Origin of the sequence: Actinokineospora alba (assembly GCF_004362515.1) — a bacterium.
GTDB classification, from domain to species: Bacteria; Actinomycetota; Actinomycetes; order Mycobacteriales; family Pseudonocardiaceae; genus Actinokineospora; species Actinokineospora alba.
Genome location: NZ_SNXU01000001.1, coordinates 1,037,805 through 1,059,726 on the forward strand (window position 1 = coordinate 1,037,805; position 21,922 = coordinate 1,059,726).

At 70.1% G+C, this 21,922-nt stretch carries 15 protein-coding genes; 6 read left to right on the plus strand and 9 right to left on the minus strand.

The genetic code is table 11. From position 1 onward, the window contains the following. Position 1 precedes the first annotated feature (1 nt). The 3 genes from C8E96_RS04825 to C8E96_RS04835 form a co-directional block, all read right to left on the minus strand. Positions 2-1,810 carry a type VII secretion-associated protein gene (locus C8E96_RS04825; protein WP_091382590.1) on the minus strand — a complete coding sequence of 603 codons (1,809 nt, stop codon included), beginning with the start codon at positions 1,808-1,810 and terminating at the stop codon, positions 2-4. Between the two features lie 410 nt (positions 1,811-2,220). Beyond that, positions 2,221-6,213: a type VII secretion protein EccCa gene (gene eccCa / locus C8E96_RS04830; RefSeq protein ID WP_091382592.1), complete on the minus strand. Its 3,993-nt coding sequence runs from the start codon at positions 6,211-6,213 to the stop codon at positions 2,221-2,223. A 42-nt stretch (positions 6,214-6,255) separates the two neighbouring features. Next, complete coding sequence (locus C8E96_RS04835; protein WP_133794175.1) at positions 6,256-6,543, minus strand: hypothetical protein; 288 nt, start codon at positions 6,541-6,543, stop codon at positions 6,256-6,258. 154 nt (positions 6,544-6,697) lie between these two features. Between C8E96_RS04835 and eccD the strand changes: the two genes are divergently transcribed. After that, positions 6,698-8,089 (plus strand): type VII secretion integral membrane protein EccD, encoded by a 1,392-nt coding sequence (gene eccD, locus C8E96_RS04840; protein WP_166657872.1) that lies wholly within the window; start codon positions 6,698-6,700, stop codon positions 8,087-8,089. 8 nt (positions 8,090-8,097) lie between these two features. Then, positions 8,098-9,519: a type VII secretion-associated serine protease mycosin gene (gene mycP, locus C8E96_RS04845; protein WP_091382596.1), complete on the plus strand. Its 1,422-nt coding sequence runs from the start codon at positions 8,098-8,100 to the stop codon at positions 9,517-9,519. A 64-nt stretch (positions 9,520-9,583) separates the two neighbouring features. Here the strand turns inward: mycP and C8E96_RS04850 are convergent, their stop codons facing one another. The 3 genes from C8E96_RS04850 to eccB form a co-directional block, all read right to left on the minus strand. Next, positions 9,584-10,861 carry a WXG100 family type VII secretion target gene (locus C8E96_RS04850; protein ID WP_133794177.1) on the minus strand — a complete coding sequence of 426 codons (1,278 nt, stop codon included), beginning with the start codon at positions 10,859-10,861 and terminating at the stop codon, positions 9,584-9,586. Between the two features lie 9 nt (positions 10,862-10,870). Further along, entirely contained in the window at positions 10,871-11,185 is a 315-nt protein-coding gene (locus tag C8E96_RS04855) for a hypothetical protein (RefSeq protein WP_091382598.1), read from the minus strand. A gap of 71 nt (positions 11,186-11,256) precedes the next feature. Further along, positions 11,257-12,888 carry a type VII secretion protein EccB gene (gene eccB / locus C8E96_RS04860; protein ID WP_091382601.1) on the minus strand — a complete coding sequence of 544 codons (1,632 nt, stop codon included), beginning with the start codon at positions 12,886-12,888 and terminating at the stop codon, positions 11,257-11,259. Positions 12,889-13,272: 384 nt separating this feature from the next. Between eccB and eccE the strand changes: the two genes are divergently transcribed. The 4 genes from eccE (at position 13,273) to C8E96_RS04885 (ending at position 19,208) form a co-directional block, all read left to right on the plus strand. Continuing rightward, positions 13,273-14,457: a type VII secretion protein EccE gene (gene eccE, locus C8E96_RS04870; RefSeq protein WP_091382919.1), complete on the plus strand. Its 1,185-nt coding sequence runs from the start codon at positions 13,273-13,275 to the stop codon at positions 14,455-14,457. Between the two features lie 59 nt (positions 14,458-14,516). Next, complete coding sequence (locus C8E96_RS04875) at positions 14,517-15,185, plus strand: hypothetical protein (RefSeq protein ID WP_091382921.1); 669 nt, start codon at positions 14,517-14,519, stop codon at positions 15,183-15,185. 667 nt (positions 15,186-15,852) lie between these two features. Beyond that, on the plus strand, positions 15,853-17,424 hold the full coding sequence (locus tag C8E96_RS04880; RefSeq protein ID WP_091382602.1) for a S8 family peptidase: 1,572 nt from the start codon (positions 15,853-15,855) through the stop codon (positions 17,422-17,424). 260 nt (positions 17,425-17,684) lie between these two features. Beyond that, a complete protein-coding gene (locus C8E96_RS04885; RefSeq protein WP_228770217.1) occupies positions 17,685-19,208 on the plus strand; it encodes a S8 family peptidase in 1,524 nt (507 codons plus the stop codon). 1 nt (position 19,209) lies between these two features. On the opposite strand, the gene truA is transcribed toward C8E96_RS04885, so the two are convergent. The 3 genes from truA to C8E96_RS04900 are packed head-to-tail and all read right to left on the minus strand — an operon-like array spanning position 19,210 to position 21,857. Then, positions 19,210-19,995 (minus strand): tRNA pseudouridine(38-40) synthase TruA, encoded by a 786-nt coding sequence (truA, locus tag C8E96_RS04890; protein ID WP_228770227.1) that lies wholly within the window; start codon positions 19,993-19,995, stop codon positions 19,210-19,212. Positions 19,996-20,054: 59 nt separating this feature from the next. Beyond that, complete coding sequence (gene rplQ / locus C8E96_RS04895; protein ID WP_091382605.1) at positions 20,055-20,756, minus strand: 50S ribosomal protein L17, sunset domain variant; 702 nt, start codon at positions 20,754-20,756, stop codon at positions 20,055-20,057. Positions 20,757-20,807: 51 nt separating this feature from the next. Next, positions 20,808-21,857 (minus strand): DNA-directed RNA polymerase subunit alpha, encoded by a 1,050-nt coding sequence (locus C8E96_RS04900; protein WP_091382607.1) that lies wholly within the window; start codon positions 21,855-21,857, stop codon positions 20,808-20,810. Positions 21,858-21,922: the final 65 nt, after the last annotated feature.

Sequence of the window (21,922 nt, forward strand, 5' to 3'; positions counted from 1 at the left end):
CTCATCCCTCGATGGCCATCGTGCGGACCACCGATTCGCAGGCCTGGCGCACCTTGTCGCGGCCGCTCTCGGTGTACTGGCAGCCGACGCTGACTTGCGACTTGCCCTTGAACAGTACGTACCAGTCGACAGTCGCGTCCTTGCGATCGAGCCGCTCGCGGTAGTTGACGACCTCGCGGCCGCCGAAAGTCACTTTCTCGGTGAAGTCCGAGAACTCGTCGCCGCCGGACTCGAAGTCGCTGCGCAGCTTGTCGACGGCTCGCGCGCGATCGGTGTCGCTGTCGAAGACGAGCCGCTTCTCCTCGACGAGCACGAGGTCGTCGCCCCGCTCGGCGCCGACCGGCTTGATCTCGGTGCGCAGCAGGCCGGGGTTGCCGCCGGTCTGGGTCCAGCCGTCGGGCCGGGTGAAGCGGTACTCGTACTGCGCGATGACCGGCCCCGTCTCCGCGGGTGGGGTCTCACGGCCGAGCAGCACCACCATGGTCACGGCGACGGCGGCGATCACGACGACCGCGGCGCCGATGAGCAGTGCGGTGCGTCGCGGCTTCGGCGGCGGCGGCGTGGGGCGCGGCAGCGGCAGCGGTCCGGACGGCGGTCCCATCGGCCGGGGCGGGAGCGGCGGCCGGTGCGCGACCGGCATGGTCGGCTCAGCGGCGAGGACACCGCCCGCGGGCACGGTTCGGCCCGGATTCGCGGCCATGGCGCCGGTGTTGTCCGGTTCGACGGCCACCGCCCGCAGCGCGCCGCGGGCGACCACGGTCTCGGGCTGGTCGAGCGTCACCGGGACCATGCCGGTCCGCTCGGCGACGAGGCGTGCGACCAGTGGGATCCGGCTGGAACCGCCGACGAGGAAGATGCCCGAGAGCTGCTGCGGCGCCAGGCCCGCCTCGCGGATGGTGGCCAGCGTCAGGTCGACCGCCCGGCCGACCGGGACGCCGATCAGCCGTTCGAGGTCGGTCCTGGTGACGTGCGCGTCGGGGAACGGTGAGGGCAGCGGCACGTCGGTGTACGGGTGGCGGGACAGGGTTTCCTTCGCGCCGCGGATGTCCTGGCGCAGCACGCGCCTGCGCCTGCGGTCGGCCAGGTCGCGGCCTTCCACGAGCGCACGCCAGGAATCCGGGTCGTCGGTGGAGACCATGTCGCCGACGTGGCCGAGGAGCAGTTCGTCGATGTCGGCGCCGCCGAAGTGCGGGTCGCCCCTGGTCGCGAGGACCGTGTACGCGGGCGGCAGCCCAGGGCGGGCGGCCCGGGTGGTGCGCACGACACTGACGTCGACCGTGCCGCCGCCGAGGTCGAGGACGGCGAGGGTGCGGCCATGGGGACCGGTCGGCGCCGGGTAGCTCGCCGAGTGGAAGACCGCGGCCGCGACCGGTTCGGGCACCAGCGCGATCCGCTCGGCCAGACCGGCGGCGGCCTGCCGGAGAACCTGGGTGCGGACGCCGCCCCAGTCGGCGGGGTGGGTCAGGACCAACTGCGCGACCTGCACGCCGCCCGCGACCCGGCGGGCCTCGTTGACCGCGCGGCCGAGCACGGACCGGAACACGGAGCCGACGGGCAGCACGGTGTCGCCGAGCAGCAGTTCCTTCTCGTCGATCCGCCGCTTCGGATGCGGCTCGTAGCGCGAGGGGTCTAGCGCGGCCTGGCGGTCGGCTTCCTGACCGACGAAGAGAGTTCCGTCCGACGCGGCGTAGACCGACGACGACAGCAGCGGCTGCCCGTCGACCACGACGACCTGAGGCTCCCGACCGTGCACGGACACCGCGACACACGTGCTCGACGTCCCAAAGTCGACCGCGACGCGCAGTGCCACTCTCTTCGCCCCTTGACCCGCCTGATCTCGACCCGCCTGATACTGCCCGAGTCACCCTACGTGATCGCCAACGCGGATGAATCCACCCACAGCCAAGGGCTCTGGAGTGCCCCGTGATTCGGTGTGAGCCCCTACGGCGCCCGGTGGGCCCGGGTCGGCCCGGCCATTGCCGCCCCCCAGCGCAGGCGACGGGCAGATCCCAACGGCCTGTTTGGGTGGTTTGCCTTGATTTGGGGTGAAATGGGCCAAAATCGCGGTGCGGGTGAGGTTCCTTGACCTCGCCTTTTGACCCGCACGGCCCATTTCGAGGGGCCCCAAATCAAGGCAAACCACCCAAACAGGCACCCACCAAAGAAAATCCCGGTTGGCGGCACAAAACCGCGCCGCCAACCGGGAAGACACGCCACGGACTACTCCGGCGGGATCCACGCCACATGCATCAACGCCTGCCCAACCTTGCGGCTGACCAGCGTTCCACGACCCGGCGGCATCGCCGACGGCTTCACCGTGCCGAGCAGCGCGCCCTCGTCCTTGCTGCCGCTCATCACGATGCCGGGGCTCGCGATCTCGCGCAGCTTGCCGAGGATCGGGTCGAACATCGCCCGGCTGGCACCACCGGAACGACGGGCGGCGATCACGTGCAGGCCGACGTCCTTGGCCTGCGGCAGGAACTCCGCGATCGGCTGCAGCGGGTTGTTGCCCTGCGGGGCCACGAGGTCGTAGTCGTCGACGATGACGAACAGCTCGGGGCCCTTCCACCACGACCGGTTCCGGAGCTGGTCCTGCGTGACATCCGGTCCCGGCAGCCGCTTGAGCATCGACCCGCGGACATCCTTGACCATGTCGCCGAGCTGGTTGGACGAGACCGCGTAGCCCAGCAGGTGGTTGGTGTCGATGAACCCCAGCATCGTGCGCCGGTAGTCCACCAGCAGGATGACCGCTTCCTGCGGGGTGTAGCGGTCCATGATGCCGCGCACGATCGTGCGGATCAGGTTCGTCTTGCCCGACTCGCCTTCGGCGAAGGCCATGAAGTGCGGCTCGGCGTCGAAGTCGAGGTACACCGGGGCCAGGTCGTTCTCGTCGATGCCGATCGGCACCAGCTTGGAGTCGCGGCGGGTGTCCTGGGTGAGCAGGTCCTCGTAGCTGATGACCTCGGGCAGCAGCCGCACCTTGGGTGCGCCGCGGCCACGCCAGGCTCCCTTGATCTTGGCGACCGCGTCCTGGACGCCGGTCGCGACGTCGTCGGCGTTGCTTGAGCCGTCGATGCGGGGCAGGCCGGTCAGGAAGTGCAGCTTGTCGCGGGAGAGGCCGCGGCCCGGTCGTCCGGCGGGGATGTTGACCGCCACTCGACGGTCCACATCGGACTCACTCGGGTCACCGAGGCGCAGTTCGAACCGGGTGCCGAGCAGGTCCTTGAGCGCGGGCCGGATCTCGGCCCACCGGTTGGCCGCCACGATGACGTGGATGCCGTAGGACAGACCCTGCGCGGCGAGGTTGACGACCTGCGACTCCAGCGACTCGAACTCCTGGCGGAAGTTGAGCCAGCCGTCGACGATCAGGAACACGTCACCGAACTGGTCTTCCGGGATCCCGCCCTGCCGCTTGCGGTTGCGGAAGTCGGTCATCGAGTCGATGCCCAGGTCGCGGAAGCGCTGCTCCCGCTCGCCGATCAGGCTGCTGACCTCGGCGACCATGCGGCGCGCCTTGTCCGGGTCGATACGACCGGCGACACCACCGACGTGCGGCAGCCCTTCGAGCGTGCCCATCGTGCCGCCACCGAGGTCGAGCACGTAGAACTGGACTTCCTCGGCGGTGTGCGTCAGCGCCATCGACATGATGAGCGTTCGCAGCATCATCGACTTGCCGGACTGCGGGCCGCCGGCGATCGCCGCGTGGCCCGCCGCGCCGGAGAAGTCGGCCCAGAGCAGGTCGCGGCGCTGCTCGAACGGCTTGTCGATGATGCCCAGCGGAACCTGGAGCCTGCCGTTGCCGTAGAAGCCGACCGGCGACAGGCCGCGGTCCTCGGTGGGCTGCAGCGGCGGGAACAGCGTGTCGAGCGAGTTGGGCTCGTTGAGCGGGGGCAGCCACACCTCGTGCGCGGGCGGGCCCTGCCCGACGAGCCTGCCGACGATGACGTCGAGTTCGCTGGCCTCGGTGCCGCCCTCGGGCTTCTTCTCCTCGACGACCGGAACCAGCGGCTTCTCCGGCTCCTTGGGGATCTCGACGTAGTCGGGCACGAAGAGCTTCGCGCGCCGGTCGCCGGACACGGCGGCCGCGGGGCCCGCGACCTGCATGCCCGCCGGGCGGTACGGCCCGGAGACGTAGGCGGCCTTGAACCGGACCATCGTGCTGGTGTCGAACTTCAGGTAGCCGGAGCCGGGGATCGACGGGAGTTCGAACGCGTCCGGCACACCGATCGCGGCGCGCGACTCGGCGGCGGAGAACGTCTTGAGACCGATCCGGTAGGACAGGTGCGAGTCGAGGCCGCGCAGCTTGCCCTCTTCGAGCCGCTGCGAGGCGAGCAGCATGTGCATCTGCAGCGAGCGGCCCAGTCGACCGACGGCGACGAACAGGTCGATGAAGTCGGGCTTCGCGGCGAGGAGTTCGGAGAACTCGTCGACGACGATGAACAGCGCGGGCAGCGGGTCGAGGTCGGCGCCGTTCTCGCGGGCCTTCTCGTACTCCCACACGTTCTTGAAGTTGCCGCCGTTCTTGAGCGCTTCCTGGCGGCGGTTCATCTCGCCCGCGAGGGCGTCCTTCATGCGGTCGACCAACGTCAGGTCGCCCTGCAGGTTGGTGATCGTCGCGGCGACGTGCGGCGCGTCGTCGAGGCCGAGGAAGGTCGCGCCGCCCTTGAAGTCGACGAGGATGAAGTTCAGCGTCGTCGACGAGTGCGTGGCCAGCATGCCGAGCACCAGGGTGCGGAGGAACTCGGACTTACCGGAACCGGTGGCGCCGATGCACAGGCCGTGCGGGCCCATGCCCTCCATGGCCGATTCTTTGATGTCGAGTTCGACGAACTGGCCGAACTCGCCGATGCCGAACGGCACCCGGTACCGGTCGCGGACCGGTCGCGGCCGCCACGCCTGCTGGACGTCGAACGTCATCGGGTCGCCCGGGATGCCGAGCAGTTCGAGCAGCGTCGGGTTGGCGTTCAACGGCTCGTCGTCGCCGGAGTCGGACGCGCCGACACCGAGCCGGTACGGCGAGAGCTTGCGGGCCAGCGCCTCGGCCTCGGCCACGCTGAGCGTGTCGGGGTTGGCGAACCACTCGACGCCGCTGGCGCTGCGCGCGCCGAGCCGCTCCTCTTCCACGACCAGGCGCAGACCACGCCGCGCGGTCAGGTTGCCGAGGCTGTCGGAGAGATCCATCAGCGTGACGCCGACCAGCCCCTCCTCGAGGATGATCTGCTCTTCGCGGGTGACCTCGCCGTCGTCGATGACGATCACGATGTGCGGCTGGTCGGGCTGCGGCGGGGCGTTGCGGGTGAACCGCTGCCGGTCGCGCAGCTCCTCGTCGAGCCACTCCTCGATCTGGGCGAGCGACCCGGCCATCATCCGCAGCTGGCCGATGCCGTCGGCCATGGTCGGGTGCTGGGCGTGCGGCAGCCACTTCGCCCACTCCCACTCCTGCTTGGCCTTGCCCGCGGTGACGACCGCGACGAGCACGTCCTCAGGGGTGTGGAAGGTGACCAGCTGGGCGATCAGCGCCCGGGCCAGGCCACGGGTCAGCTCGCGGTCGCCGGTCAGGCCGACGGCGGCGAAGCCGCGGATGGCGACCTGGATGGGCAGCTCGGGGACGATCGAGTGCGCGCGCACGAACCGGCGCAGCGCGAGCGTGGCGATCGGCTCCAGTTCGTCGACCGGGCCGGTCTGCGGCGGCACGAGCCGGGTGGCCAGCCGCTGCGAGCCGCGGCCCGCGCGCAGGTGGCAGAAGTCTGGGTCGGCCTGGCGGCGCTCCCACATCCGCCTGCTGGTCGCGATCGACCACAGGGCCTGCGGGTCCGGGTGGGTCCACTCCAGGGAGGCGCGCTGGTCGAGCGAGGCCTCACGGGCCCGGTCGCGCATCTGGCCGAGGTAGCGCAGGTAGTCCTTGCGGTCCTCGTTCATCTCGGCCTTCTTCTGGCCGCCGCCCTTGCCACCCATGCCGCCGGCCATCATGCCCACCGTCGACATCACCATCATGCCGCCGAACATCAACGAGGTGGGATTCCTCCCGCCCGTCGTGAACATGAAGACCATCATCCCGACGGAGGCCAGGATCATGACCGCGGGCAGCATCTTCATCACGATGCTGCCGGGAATGACCCTGGGCACCTCGGGTGGCGGCTCCAGGTGAACCTCACCGCCCGGCTGGCGGGGCGCGGCAAGGCGGGGCGAACGCTTGAACTGCAGCGTGCTCACCGGTCGGACACCTCTTTTATCTCGACAGCTGCTGGGGAGAACCTACCGAACCGCAAGGTCACCGGCGGCCGGATCGGTCGATTGCCGTGCCTTGCCCAGGTTGAGCGTGACTAAAAGGGCCACCAGGGCCGCGCCGCCGAGGCCGACCCGGCCGACCTTCGTCCCGCCCATGGGAGTCCAGTTCTGCGCCACCGTCGCGGCGAGGAGGACCAGGCCGGGGACCACAGCGGCGGGATGCCTGCCCGCCTCGGTGAACGAGAACACGGCCATCCCGAGCGCGCCCAGACACATCAGGACGGAAAGCAACCGCAAAGCACTGCTTCCAGGCACGACTGAACCGTCGCCCATCGAAGATCATCCCCCAACTCGACACGCTTTCTCGGAACCGCCGTACTCGCCGATCCCGGTGCGGCCATACTAGGGGCGGTCCCGGCACGGCCGGGACCCTTCGCGCATACCTGTGGATAACTCAAAGGGGGCAGGCGTGGCAACCGGGACGACCGTGTTCAGCCGGGTGACGGTGGTGGCGCCCAGAACACGCATCGACGTGGCGCTGCCGGCGGACGTGTCCGTCGCGGACCTGCTGCCCATGTTGTTGGAGATGGCCAAGGAGGCCACTCCCGACGGCGGCGCGCGCCACGGCGGCTGGTGTCTGGCCAAGCTCGGCGACAACCCGCTCGACCCGAGCCGCACGCTCGGCTCCCTCGGGATCGTCGACGGCGACATGCTGCAGCTGCGCAAGCGGGCCGAGAACCCGCCGCCCGCGCTCTACGACGACGTCGTCGACGCGATCGCGGAGTCCACGCCGGACAGTTACCGGCCGTGGACCAAGGAGACCGCCAACCGGATCGGGCACATCGCGGGCTCGCTCGCGCTGATCGCCGGTGCGCTGGCGGTGTTCATGGCGGGCCCGATGTGGGGCGGCGGCAACATCGGCCCGGCGATCACCGCCGGTGTGGCCGCGGTCGTCGCGGTCGCGCTCGGCGCGACCATCGCGCGGGCGTACCAGGCGCAGTCGACCGGCGTGCTGATCGCGGCGGCCGGCGGGCTGCCGATGGCGTTCGCCTGCGGCCTGTCGATCGTGCCGGGCGTGCCCGGCCGGGCGAGTCTGCTGCTCGCCTGCACCCTGGTGCTGATCGTCGCGTCGGCCTCGATCATGCTGATCGGGGCGGGCATCACGACGTTCGTCGCCGCGGGCAGCGCGGCCACGCTCGGCGTCGTCGCGTTCGGTGTGGCGACCCTGATCGCGCACCCGGCGCACGGCATCGCCGCGGGCACGGTCGCGGTCGCGCTCGGCGCGCTGTCGGTGCTGCCGCGGCTGACGATCCAGCTCGCCCGACTGCCGCTGCCCAACGTTCCGGGCAGTGCCGAGGACCTCAAGGAAGACACCGGGTTCCCCGACTACCGCTCGATCGAGCGGCGCGCGGGCCTGGCGCACGAGTACATGACCGGCATGATCATCGGCTGCGGTCTCGCCGCGGCCATCGGCGCCATCGTGGCGGCCGCTTCTCCGGGCATCTGGGGTGTGATCCTCGGCGTCGTGGCGACCGCGGTGCTGCTGCTGCGTGCCCGCACGTACGCCAACGGCAGCCAGGCGGTGGCACTGCTCGCGTCGGGCTTGATCAGCGCGTCGGGCATCCTGCTGGGCTGGCTGATGACCGCCGACCCGTTCTCCCGCCTGCTGTGGGTGTTCGGCGTCCTGGTGCTCCTCGGCGCCACGGCGCTGGTGCTCGGCGTGATCTTCCCGAACCAGCGCTTCTCGCCGCCGCTGCGGCGCACCGTCGAGATCGTCGAGGCCATCTGCATCGCGTCGGTGCTGCCCATCGCCCTGGCCGTGATGGACCTGTACAGCACGCTGCGCCACATCTCGATCTAGGGGAAAGCATGCGAGTGGGAAAGAAGCGGGGCACAGCCGCGCTCACGGCCGCCTTGCTGGTGACCGTGGTCGCGGCCCCCGGTGCGGCGGCGCAGCAGGAAAACCAAGAGCCGACGTCGATGGCGACCCCACCGCCGCTGGAGCCGGGCTGGCCCGTTCCCCGGGGTATCGCGCCCGACACGAACTACGAGATCAAGACCCAGTGCATCTCCTCGCTCGACAAGGGCGTCGACCTCAAGAACAAGCCGTGGGGCCAGCAGCAGCTGCGGTTCGACGAGCTGCACAAGTTCTCCACGGGCAAGGACGTGCTGGTCGGCGTCATCGACACGGGGGTGAAGGCGCACCCGTTCTTCCAGGACCGGATCAAGGGCGGCGGCGACCTCGTCAAGGGCGGCGACGGCCTCGAGGACTGCGACGGGCACGGCACGGAGGTCGCGGGCATCATCGCGGCCAAACCGCCGGTGGAGAAGGGCATCGGATTCAAGGGAATCGCCCCGGATGCCCGGATCCTCTCCATCCGACAGTCGAGTACGAACTACCAGGGCAGGCGGGCGGGTGAGCAGCAGGATCACGGCGCCGGGTCGATCGACTCCCTCGCCCAAGCTGTTGTGCACGCGACCGACCAAGGTGTCCGGGTCCTGAACATGTCGGTGGACAGTTGCCGACCTGTTTCGCAAGGGGGGATCAAGCAGGCGGAGAAGAACCTTCAGGCCGCCCTGCGATATGCCTTCGAGAAGGACGTCGTGCTGGTCGCCTCGGCAGGCAACTCCGGTGAGAACTTGTGCCCGGACGCGAGGAACGGGGACGACCCGAACAACCCGACCCATCTGGTGACGCCGCCGTGGTTCTCCGAGTACGTCCTCTCGGTCGCCGCGACGGACCGCAATGGCGACCCGGCCAAGTTCTCGGTGCAGGGCCCCTGGGTGTCGGTGGCCGCGCCTGGAACGGAGATCATCTCGCTCGACCCCGCCTTGGGCAGCGACGGACTGGCCAACCTTCAGGTCCTCAAGGACGGCAAAACGGCCCCGATCCAGGGCACCAGCTTCGCCGCGCCCTACGTGGCCGGGCTGGCGGCGCTGATCCGCGACCGCCACAAGCACCTGACGGCCAAGCAGGTGATGGACCGGATCAAGATCACGGCGTCGCATCCGGCGGCGCCGGGCGGACGGGACAACCTCGTCGGACACGGCGTGATCAACCCGATCGGCGCGCTGACCGCGACCATCCCCAGCGAGCACGGCATCGCGGCCGACTCGAAGCTGGACATGAAGCTCGACCTGCCGCCCGCCGTGGAGACGAACTGGCTGCCGATGCGGGTGGCGGTGATCGGGTCGAGCGCGGGCGTGGTGGCCTTGCTGCTGACCCTGTTCATCGTGCGCACCGTGCGCCGCAACAACGGCGACACAGCCGAGCCACGCGGTTCGGCGTAGGGCTGACACCTGCACGCGGCCCCGCCGTCGTCTTCCGACAGCGGGGCCGCGTGGGTTCAGATCTTTAATCCTCGCCGATTACCGACGGGGAAGTCTTGGTGGGCTTGCCGAAGATGTCGACCGGGTCGGCCATCACGCGGTTGCGGGTCTTGTGTTCGGAGTCGCCGCCCTGCTGGCCGCCGCCCATTCCGCCCATCATCGGCATGCCGCCCATCATGCCGCCGCCCGTTCGGCCGTCACCGCCGCCGGCCGCGTTCGCCGCCGCGGCGGGCGGCATGCCTGTCGCGGGGGCGGGAAGGGCCTCTCCCGCCATGACATGGCCGCCTGGCTGTGGAGTGGGGGGATTCGCGGCGCCACCGCCGCCGCCACCGCCGCTGATCGCAGCGCCACCACCACCGCCGCCGCCGCCGGAACCGCCGCCGCCCTTGATCGCATCCACCTGCTCGGGGGCGGGTTCCTCGGCCGCGCCGACCTTCGCCGGGATGGCAGGCAGTTCCTGGCTGAACGCCCAGTTGTCGACGGGCATCGGGTGCGCCATGGTGATCTTGTCGAAGACCTCGGAGCCGTCGATCCCCTCGCACAGCCGCACCAGCGCCTCAAGGACCTGGCGAACCGACTCGAAGAGCTCCTTGGTGGGCCGCTTCATGTGGTCGAGGTAGAGCCGGGTCCGGTCCTCGCCCTGCAGCGGCATCGCCATGGCCGACGACGCCGTGTCGGCCGCGTCGGCGAGCAGGCCCGCCATGTCCGTGACGATCTCGCGCAGGGCGTCGGCCGTGTCGTCGAGCACCTCGGACATCGCGACCATCGCGTCGGACATGTCGTGGCCCGCGAGGCCGATGCCGTTCATGTAGTCAATGAAGGAGTCCGCGTCGGCGCCCTCCCAGGCGGCGTCGAGCCCGCCCAGGGGTTTGGTGAGGTTGTCGGCGACCTTGTCCGCCCGGAGGCCGACCGTGCGCCAGCGCACCGCCTCGTCGTGCATGTCGCTCCAGCGGCCGACGACCGGGGCGAAGTACTCCTCGACCGGGTCGGGCACGCCGAGTTCGCCGCAGAGCCTGCTCAGGTAGTCGAGGTAGCCGCTGACGTCGGCCTCGACGTCGGCGCCGTTCGGGCCGCCGCGCTCGGGACCGGCCGGGGCCGCGAAGTGGTCCGACTCGACCACCGGCCTGCCGGGCCGGTCCTGGTCGAACCGCTCGACCACCGGCCGCTCCGTGCCGAACCGCTCGACGCCGGACCGCTCCGCCACCAGCCGGTCGGCGACCGGCCGCCCGTCGGCGAACCCGTCCTGGTCGACTCGTTCCGCGACGACCCGCTCCGGTCGTTCGGCCGCGCTGCGCTTGTCCATCGGAGCCCCTTACGCCTGGCCGCTGCGGTTGATCTCGCGCACGCTGTCGCCCTCGGAGACGGCGTACCGCTCGGCGACCTGGCCGAGGCTGTCCGCCGCGGACTCCAACGCCTCCACGGCCCGCGTGAGCTGACCGCGCAGCACCTCCGCGGCGCGACCGTACGACTCGGCGATGCGCACCGTCCGGCCCAGCGACCCGAAGGCCTCCGCGGTCAGCGGCGCGGTGTTGAGCACGTCGGCTCCCGCGCCGAGCGCTTCCGCGTTCTCGGCGACCTTCTTCGCGTAACCACTGACCCAGTCGGGATCGACCTTGATGGCAGTCATCGACTACCGACCTCCTCGCACGCCCTTGTCACGTTCTGACGGTAATGCGCGCGAGCCGGTTCCCGAAGTGCTCAGCCGCCTGGAGCTTTAGGGGTCGCGGACGGGAACTGCCCCGGTTGCACGGCCACGGAGTCGAAGGTCTGCCTGACGTCGCGGGTGTTGAGCGACGCGCCGTTGGGCAGCAGGCGCATGATCGCGTCCGGCGCCGGGCGCTGGTTCGCCAGGCCGAGTGCCGTCGCGGTCTTCGCGTCCGGCACGCCGAACTTCACGCCCCGGTCGGACACCAGGTAGATCGGCCCGGTCGCGAAGTCCACTTTGGACGTCGCACCGCGCACGACCGCGGCCCGGCCCGGCGGCATGTAGAAGTGGTCGAGGCGCTGACCGTCGGCGCTCGGGGTGCTGATCGGCACCGTGGCGGGCTCGCCGCGCGGGGTGCGCGGCAGCGGCAGCTGCGTGCCCACGTGGACCTGCGTGTGCTCGTCGGCGTCCGGGCCTTCGCCCACCACGTTCCAGCGCAGGCAGGCGACCGGGAAGTTCACCGGATCGAGTGCTTCCGGCACGACCTTAGGGAAGGTGCTCTCGTCGATCTCGTTCGACGGCGACGCGCCGGGGATCTGGTCCGGGCGCACCTCCGTGATCTTGTCGCCGCCCGCGGTCGACTTGAACCGGATGAGGTCGGCCGTGGTCTTCTTGATCTTCTGCACACCGTCGCGCAGGATCACGTAGTAGTCGTTCTCGACCGCCGCGGCGCCCGCACGCTGGATGGACACGATCGAGCCCACCGGCAGGCCCTCGATGTCGACCTGGCCCACGGTGCCGTGGCCCGGGATCTCCGGCGACGCGAGCCGGGGCGCCTCCGGGATCGCGTTGAGCAGTCCAGTGGTGATCTGCCGGATGTTCTCGGTCCGCAGGTTCAGCGCGGTCGTCACCCGGTTGTCGCCCATGTCGACCTCGGCGCGCACCGTGTTGGCGTTCTTCTTGACCGCCGTCTCGGGCGTGCGATAGACGAGGTAGACCTTCTTGTTCTCGGCCTGGACCAGCAGCGCCTCGTTGACCGCGAGTTCCGGTCCGAAGTCGGTGTGGCCCGCCGCGACCGTGGTCTCGATCTTGTTCTCGCTCGCGGGCTTGTTCAGGCTGCGGTCGAGCTGGTACTCGTCGCACACCGCCCAGTCGCTGTTGATCCGCTGGTCGTCGCCGGGCAGCATCTGCGGTCCGTCCGGAATGCCGGTCAGCCGCTCACGCGTGATGTCGACGAGCTTCGAGTCGGGAACGACCTCGACCTTGGCCGGTCCGCCCGCGGCGCCGCCGCCACCGTCGTCGGTCTGGCTGCCGGGCTGCTCCTGCTCACCGCCGTTGCTGCCGCGAGCCAGCAGCAGCAGCCTCGCGGAGGCGAGGTTGAACGTCGGGACAAGCACCTTGCCCCGATCGGTGTTCGTCAACAGCACATAGATCGCCCCCGAAGGCTGGGCGATGACGATGCCGTCCTGGTTGGGCGCCTTCGGCGCGGGCTTGAGCAGCCCGAAGATCAGCACGCCGATCATCCCGATGGCGGCGATGCACACACCCACGATCGTGGCTCTGGAATGTGTGCGCATCGGGTCGTGGAGCATCACCGCGTCCTTGCGGACCAACGCCGACTGCATCCTGCGCAGTACGAAGCGGTATGCCTGAACCTGAGACTTGGTAGTCGGTGTTGATGGCATTCTCGGCCTGCTGCTCTCCCCGTCGCGGTACGGTTCCGGAGGATAGCCGTACGGCCGTCGCCGTATGTGGGGTTCTCCACCAACCGAGGGGAAGAGATCTAGCGGATGTCCGTGACCACTCCTCCGCGACAGGGCCGGACGCCACCTCCCGGTGGCCCGGGTCGACCTCCCGGCCCAGGCGGACCCGGCAGACCAGGCGGTCCCGGTGGACCCGGCGGACCTCCCGGACCAGGGGGTCCTGGGGGACCCGGCGGGCCTGGCGGTCCCGGTGGGCCTCCGCCCGTGGGTCCCGGCCCGGCCGCCGCCGCGCAGCCGCCCGCCGGACCGCGGGTCCGCGTGTCGGCGCGCAGGCGCCACCGCGGGTCGAGCCTCGGCAGCCTGCCGGTGTCGAACCTTGTCGTGCTCGAAGTCGGCCTGGCACTCGGGCTGGTGCTGCTCGCCATCGACCTCAAACTCCTCTACGTGTCGATCGGCATCGTCGTCGCCGCGCTGGTTCTCGCGTTCCTGCGCTGGCGCGGCCGCTGGTTCACCCAGTGGATCGGCCTGACCGCCCGCTATTCAGTGCGTTCACACGCTCGCGTCACCAGGCCACCGAGCCCGGTGACCATGGAGGCCGTCGCGGCGCAGGACGAAGCCGCGGTGACCGGCCCGGACGACCCGCGGGTCAACCTGCTGCGGCTGGCGGTGCCCGACCTGGTCGTGGCGCACGCGGTCGACCACGAGCAGCGTCCGCTGGGCCTGGCCTGGCACGAGGGCACGTGGACCGCGGTCCTGCTGGTCGACCCGGCGCCCGCGCTGGTCAGCCAGGTCGGGTCCACCCCGAGCCTGCCGCTGGGCGCGCTGGCGCCCTGCCTGGAAGACCGCGGCGTGGTACTCGACGCCATCCAGGTCATCTGGCACTGCTACCCCGGAAGTGTCGCGCTGCCACCGAGTTCGCCCGCGCTGGCGTCCTACCTGGAGGTGCTCGGCCCGCTGCCCGCGGCGGCCCGGCGCACCACCTGGGTCGCGGTCCGGCTCGACCCGCGCCGCTGCCCGGCCGCGGTCCGCGAACGTGGCGGCGGCGTCGTCGGCGCCCACCGCGCGCTCATCGGCGCGCTGTCCCGGGTGCGCAACGCACTCGAGTCGCGCGGCGTCCCGACGCGGCCGCTGGATCCGGACGAGCTGCTCAAGGCAGGCATCTCCGCCGCCGAGCTCACCTCGGTGGCGGGCTCCAACACCCGGGTGTCGCTGCGCGAGCGGTGGACCGGGGTCACGGCGGCGGGCATCGGCCACGCCAGCTACGCGATCACCGGCTGGCCGCAGGGCAAGCTGGCGACGAGCCTGAACTCGCTCACCGGTGTGCGCGCGATGTCGGCGACGGTCGCGATGTCGATCTCGCCCGGCAGCGACGAGGGCAAGGTGGGCCTGCGCGGCCTGGTCCGGGTCAGCGCCCGCAACCCCGACGAGCTCAGCGACGCCGACGACCGGCTCTCGGCGATCTCCGACCGGCTCGGCATCACCCTGACCCCGCTGCGCGGGCTCCAGGTCGCCGGGCTCGCGGCGACGCTCCCGTTGGGAGGACAAGCGTGAGTGGTTCCAGCAGGCTTCTCGACACCCAGGGCGGCAACGGCGGGATCGCGCCGGAGTTCATGGTCTCGCCCGAGATGCTCGACGCGGTCAGCCCGTCCGGCGACCGCGGCGGCATGGTCCTGGGCTCCGGCCTGCAGGGCGAGCCGCTGACCATCTCGGCGCTGCGCCCCGCGCCGACGAGGATCGTGCTCGTCGGCGGGCTCTACCTGGCTCGCCAGGTGGCGCTGCGGGCGATGGCGGTCGGCGCGTGGGTGGTCGTGGCCACCGGTCGTCCTGGCGCGTGGCAGGTGCTGCAGAAGGCGGCGGGCAACGGTCCCGACGGACGCCCCGCTCCGCTGGTGCAGATCCGCAGGCTCAGCCCGGTCGAGCTGCCGCGGCCGTCCGAGGACGGTCCGCTGCTCGTCGTGCACGACGGCGGCCCGACGCCGCAGGAGCTCTTCCCGCCGCGCTCACCGTGGCAGACCACGGTGTACGTGCTGCCCTATATGCACCCGCAGGCCGGGGCAACGGCCAACGCTGCCGACCTCGTGCTCCTGCAGCGGCTCCCCGTGGGCCAGGCGCAGCTCGCGGCCCGGATCTGGCGGCTGCCGCCGCCGATGGTCCAGCAGCTCACCACGCTGGCCGACGACCAGGTCGTCGCTCTTGGCCGCAACCTGTGGCGGCCGCTGCGGCTGGTCACCACGGCGAAGGAACAGCAGATCCTGGGTCCGGTCCGCCGAGGCGACTGACCAGGCTCGATCCGGCTCGATCTCCGCCCCGGCACCCATGTGGTGCCGGGGCGGAGCCATGTGGGTGACCGTTGTCCGGTTTGGGCGCTCGACCGTTCCGGCGATACTGGACCGTTCGGAGGTCTTGGATCGCCGCGAATCGGTGTAATCAGCGCATCCGAACGGCCCATCGACTGACCAAACGCGATATCTACTCATAAGTACCTCAAGCCGGATGGCGAACACCTGCCCGACGACACATCCCGGACGTGGTCTGCCTTGCTACCAACGGGTTCAGCCGCCAAGTCGCTTTTCCGCGATTCCCCGAACAATACGTCGGGCAATTTCCAAAGAATGGCCGAAACGGTCCTGTGAATGAATTCTGGCACTGAATGGACACCGGCGCGTCCGGCGGGGCAAACCGGACCAAACGGACAACGTCCGGCCAAACTGTAGCTTTGACCAGGACTGTTCGGCGGCGGTAAATCCACCGAACGGTCCAACTCGTTACCAAGAACGGTCAACTGGCGAAAAGAGGACTTCTTAAACACGGTAATTCTCTTGCGCGCCCAAGTGTCGCTGTCTCAATGTTATCCGCGTTCGCGCGAACACCTTCAGCACCCTCTCGAGCAGCACCCGACCTGTTGTGAGGCAGGTTGGCGTGCCCCTGGCCAAAGGAGAACGTGCAATGGGTATGTCTCGCGCCAAAGCGCTGCGGCGGTTCGCCGCCGCGGGCATCACGACCGCCGCCTGTGTGGCGTCCGTGATCACGCTGGCGACCCCCGCGACGGCGGCCGAGGCCCAGATCCTGGGCGCCGACGCGGCAAACGTGGTCAAAGACAGCTACATCGTCGTGTTAAAGGATGGCGCCCAAGCTCAAGGCGCCAGCGCCGACAGCCTCGCCGCCAGGTACGGCGGCAAGGTCAACCACCGGTACTCCGCCACGGTGACCGGCTACGCGGCGACGATGACCGAGCAGCAGGCCAAGCGAGTCGCGGCCGACCCCCAGGTCGCCTATGTCGAGGCCGACCAGACCATGAGCATGTCGGTTGACCAGCTCAACCCGCCGTCGTGGGGCCTGGACCGAGTCGACCAGCAGTCCCTGCCGCTGAACCAGAAGTACTCGTACTCGACGACCGCGTCGAACGTGAACGCGTACATCATCGACACCGGCATCAACCTCACCCACTCCGACTTCGGCGGGCGCGCGGTCAGCGGCCGCGACACGGTCGACCACGACGCCGACGCCACCGACTGCCAGGGCCACGGCACGCACGTGGCGGGCACCGTCGGCGGCGGCGCGTACGGCCTCGCCAAGGGCGTCAAGCTGATCGCCGTGCGGGTGCTGAACTGCCAGGGCTCCGGCACCAACGCCGGTGTCATCGCGGGCATCGACTGGGTGACGGCCAACCACGTCAAGCCCGCTGTCGCGAACATGAGCCTCGGCGGCGGCGCGTCCACCACCCTCGACGACGCGGTGCGCCGCTCCGTCGCCGCGGGCGTCAGCTACGCGGTCGCGTCGGGCAACTCCAACGCCAACGCGTGCAACTACTCGCCCGCCCGGGTCGCGGAGGCCCTGTCGGTCAACGCGAGCGACAGCGCCGACGCGCGCGCGTCGTTCTCCAACTACGGCACCTGCACCGACCTGTTCGCGCCCGGCGTGAGCATCAAGTCGGCGTGGATCGGCGGCAGCGCGGCCACCAACACGATCAGCGGCACCTCGATGGCCTCCCCGCACGTCGCGGGCGCCATCGCGCTGTACCTGGCGGCCAACCCGTCGGCGAGCCCGGCCACCGTGCACAGCGCCATCGTGAACGCGGCCACCGCGGGCAAGATCACCAACCCGGGCACCGGATCGGCGAACAAGCTGCTCTTCACCGGCACCGGCGGCACCGAGCCCCCGCCGCCCACCGGCTGCGCGGCGGTCACCAACGGCACCGACGTCAACATCCCGGACAACACCACCGTGAGCAGCTCGATCACCATCTCGGGCTGCAGCAGCACCCCGTCGACGGCCGCCACCATCGCGGTGGACATCCGCCACACCTGGCGCGGTGACCTGGTCATCGACGTCGTCGCCCCGGATGGCACCGCGTACCGGCTGAAGAACTCGAGCTCGAGCGACTCGGCCGACAACGTGATCACCACCTACACCGCCAACCTGTCGTCGGAGGTGGCCAACGGCACCTGGAAGCTGCAGGTCCGGGACGCCTACACCTACGACACCGGCTACATCAACAGCTGGACGCTCGACCTGTAGGCCCTGAGCTCCGGTCGGCTCCTCCCTGCTGGGGGCCGACCGGGGGCCTGAGTCCGGCAAGGCCCGTTTCACACGCCGGGCGCGGCAATCAGCCGCGCCCGGTTTTTACCCTTTCCCAGCTCGACGCCATCCGTCCAGGTCACGCCGGTGTGCCCGAATGGCCCAGGATGATCGTCGGTTACCCCTCGCTCAGCGCGGCTCTAGCGTCCGCGGTCGACGCCTGTCCCCTGCAAAGCAGGCGCGCCAGCGAGGGAGCTTTCATGAACGTTCTCGTGAAGATGGGCGCGGTGGCGGCCTGCGCGGCCATCGCCACCACGGCCGCGGGGTTATCCGCGCAAGCGGAGCCGTCCGCCGAAGCCCAGTACATCGTCGTCCTCAAGTCCGACGGCGCCCGCCAGTCCTCCGCGGACGCGGCCGCCGCACTGACCGCCCGGCACGGCGGAAAGGTCGAACGCACCTACTCCGCGGCCCTGCACGGGTTCGCCGCGGCGATGACCGACCGGCAGGCCCGGCGGCTCGCCGCCGACCCCGCGGTCGCCTACGTCGAGGCCGACCAGGTTGTGCGCACGACCACCGACCAGCTGAACCCGCCATCGTGGGGCACGGACCGGGTCGACCAGCGGGCCCTGCCGCTGGACCAGAAGTACGCGTACTCGACCACCGCGTCGAACGTGACCGCGTACGTGCTCGACACCGGCATCACCATCACCCACGAGGACTTCGGCGGCCGCGCGGTGCACGGCCGCGACACCGTGGACAACGACAACGACTCCAGCGACTGCAACGGCCACGGCACGCACGTCGCCGGAACCGTGGGCGGCACCAAGTACGGCCTCGCCAAGGGCGTGAAGCTGGTCGGGGTGAAGGTGTTCGGCTGCGACTCGGGCAGCACCAACACCGCCATCATCGCCGGGATCGACTGGGTGACGGCGAACGCGGTCAAGCCCGCCGTGGCGAACCTGAGCCTGGGCGGCGGCAAGTCGCAGGCGATGAACGACGCGGTGCAGCGGCTGATCGACTCCGGGGTGACCGCGGTCGTGTCCGCGGGCAACTCGAACGAGGACGCCTGCGGCAACTCGCCCGCCAGCCTGGCCACCGCCATCACCGTGGGCGCGTCCAACATCAACGACGCCCGGTGGCAGTACTCGAACTGGGGAACCTGCCTGGACCTGTTCGCCCCCGGCCAGGACATCCTGTCGGCGAAGTGGGGCACGACCAGCGGCTCGTTCTCGACCAGCGGCACCTCGATGGCCGCCCCACAGGTCGCGGGCGCGGCGGCGCTGTACCTGAGCGCGAACCCGCAGGCGACGAACCAGCAGGTCCGCGACGCCCTGGTCGGGGCGACCACGCCGAGCGTGCTCACCGCGATCGGCACGGGATCGCCGAACAAGCTGCTCTACATCGGGTCCGGCACCACCGAGCCCCCGCCGCCCACGGGCTGCGCGACGGTCACCAATTCCGCCGACCTCGCCATCCCGGACGCCGGCGCGGCGGTGACCAGCCCGATCACTGTGTCCGGTTGCTCGGGAACGGCGTCGTCGACCAGCAAGGTCGCCGTGGACATCACCCACCCGTACCGCGGCGACCTGGTCATCGACCTGGTGGCGCCGGATGGCAGCAGCTACCGGCTCAAGGCATCGTCGAATGATTCCGGGGACAACGTGGTGCAGACGTTCACCGTGAATGTCTCGTCGGAAGCCCGCAATGGTGTGTGGAAGCTCAAGGTGCAGGACATCTACCGTGCGGACACCGGCACCTTGAACAGCTGGAGCCTGACGCTCTAGGTCAGAGGGTGCGGACGTTGCGGGTCAGCGTCGCGCGCGTGGCCAGGTCCTCATCGGCGGGGTAGTCGACGCCGATGAGGGCCAGGCCGTGTGCGGGGGCCACGGTGATCGCGCTGGGGCGTTCGGTGGCGCTGAGCATGGAGGCGGGCCAGTCCGCGCCCTTGCGGCCCTCACCGACCGCGAGGAGGGCACCGACGAGGCTGCGGACCATCGAGTGGCAGAAGGCGTCCGCGGAGACCCAGGCCGCCAACAGGCCGTCGGATTCCCGCGTCCATTCCAACCGCTGCAACTCACGGATCGTCGTGGCGCCCTCGCGGCGTTTGCAGAAGGCGACGAAGTTGTGTTCGCCCAGGAGTTTGCGCGATGCCTCGTTCAGGGCGTCCAGGTCCAGCTTGCGCGGCCAGGCGACCACGTGGCCTCGGCGCAGAGGGTCGGCGGACCAGGCCGTGTCACAGATTCGGTAGACGTAGTGCCTGCGCAGGGCGCCGAACCGCGCGTCGAACTCCGCGGGGACGCGCCGCATCGCGGTGACCCGCACGTCTGCGGGCAAGGCTCGGGCCAGCCTCAGGACCAAGGCGTCCGGGTCCGTTTCCGTCGGCAGATCCGCGTGCGCCACCTGGCCGGTCGCGTGCACCCCGGCGTCCGTGCGTCCCGCGACAGTCAGGCGGACGTCGTGGCGCAACACCAGCGACAGCGTGTCCTCCAGGACACCACACACCGTGCGCCGCTCGGGCTGGCGGGCCCAGCCGGAGAAGTCCGTGCCGTCGTAGGCGATGTCCAGGCGAATGCGGACGAGCCCGCCGCCCCCAGCGGGGGTGACGGGCTCGTCCGAGGTGTTCTGCGGTGTCAGGACTCGTCCTTGGCGGACTCGTCCGACTCCTCTTCCCGCTGCGACGGCGGCAGCTGGAAACCAGCGGCCTCCGCGGCCTCGGCGGTGGCGAACCACACCTCGGCGACCGTGCGGTCGTAGAAGGCGCTGTCCGGCACGTGGTACAGCATCGAGTCGGCGTTGCCCTTGATCGGGAAACCCTCCGGCTGCGAACCGTCCTCGAGCGGCAGGTGGCTGCCCTCGCCGTACGACTTGGTCTCCTCGGACACCTCAGTCGCCTCGACGTCAGCTGCCTTGTCGGCCTTCTTCGGCTTCTCGGCGAACTTGGTCTTGCGGGCGGCCTCGGCCTCCGCGGTGACCGTCTTCTCGCTGATCAGCTCGATGACCGCCATGCTGGCGTTGTCGCCCTTGCGCGGCATGGTCTTCGTGATGCGCAGGTAGCCACCCGCGCGGTCGCTGAAGAACGGGCCGATCTCGACGCAGAGACGCTGCACGACGTCCTTGTCGCGGATCACCTTCATGATCTCGCGACGGTTGTGCAGGTCACCGCGCTTGGCCTTGGTGATCAGCTTCTCCGCGAACGGACGCAGCCGACGAGCCTTGGCCTCAGTGGTCTTGATCCGGCCGTGCTGGAACAGCGCGGTGGCCAGGTTGGCCAGAATCAGCCGCTCGTGGGCCGGGCCCCCGCCGAGACGGGCGCCCTTGGTTGGGGTGGGCATTCCTTGCTCCTTGTGGAATTCCGCTGCTCAGCCAGTCCGGAATGGACTGGATCAGAGCTGCTCCGTCTCTGCGTAGTCCTGGCCGTCGTCGTTGCCGGTGTCCGCGCCTTCCGACCAGCCGTCGGAGGCGTAGTCCGCCGCGGCAGCCGTCGGGTCGAACCCGGGAGGGCTGTCCTTGAGCGCGAGACCGAGGCCGACGAGCTTCATCTTGACCTCGTCGATCGACTTCGCACCGAAGTTGCGGATGTCCAGCAGGTCCGCCTCGCTGCGCGAGACAAGCTCACCCACGGTGTGGATGCCCTCGCGCTTGAGGCAGTTGTAGGAACGCACCGTCAGGTCGAGGTCCTCGATCGGCATCGCGTAGGCGGCGATGGTGTCGGCCTCCTGCGGCGACGGGCCGATCTCGATGCCCTCGGCGTCGATGTTCAGCTCGCGGGCGAGACCGAACAGCTCGACCAGCGTCTTGCCCGCGGACGCCACGGCGTCGCGCGGGGTGATCGACGGCTTGGTCTCGACGTCGAGAACGAGCTTGTCGAAGTCGGTCCGCTGCTCGACACGGGTGGCCTCGACCTTGTACGTCACCTTGAGGACCGGCGAGTAGATCGAGTCGACCGGGATCCGGCCGATCTCGGCGCCTGCCTGCTTGTTCTGCACGGCCGGGACGTAGCCGCGACCGCGCTCGACAACGAGCTCGATCTCCAGCTTGCCCTTGCCGTTCAGCGTGGCGATGTGCAGGTCGGGGTTGTGCACCGTGACACCGGCGGGAGGAACGATGTCCCCCGCGGTGACCTCACCGGGTCCCTGCTTGCGCAGGTACATCGTCACCGGCTCGTCCTCCTCCGAGGAGACGACAAGCTCCTTGAGGTTGAGGATGACGTCGGTGACGTCCTCTTTGACGCCCGGAACCGTGGTGAACTCGTGCAGCACACCGTCGATGCGGATGCTGGTCACCGAGGCGCCGGGGATCGAGGAGAGCAGCGTGCGCCGGATCGAGTTGCCGAGCGTGTAGCCGAAGCCGGGCTCGAGGGGCTCGATGACGAAGCGGGAGCGGGTCTCGTTGACCGGCTCCTCAGCCAGGGTGGGTCGCTGTGAGATGAGCACTTCTTGGTTCTTCCTTCCCGAGGACGCCCGCTATTTGACGTCACTGAAATGGGATAACGGGCCGG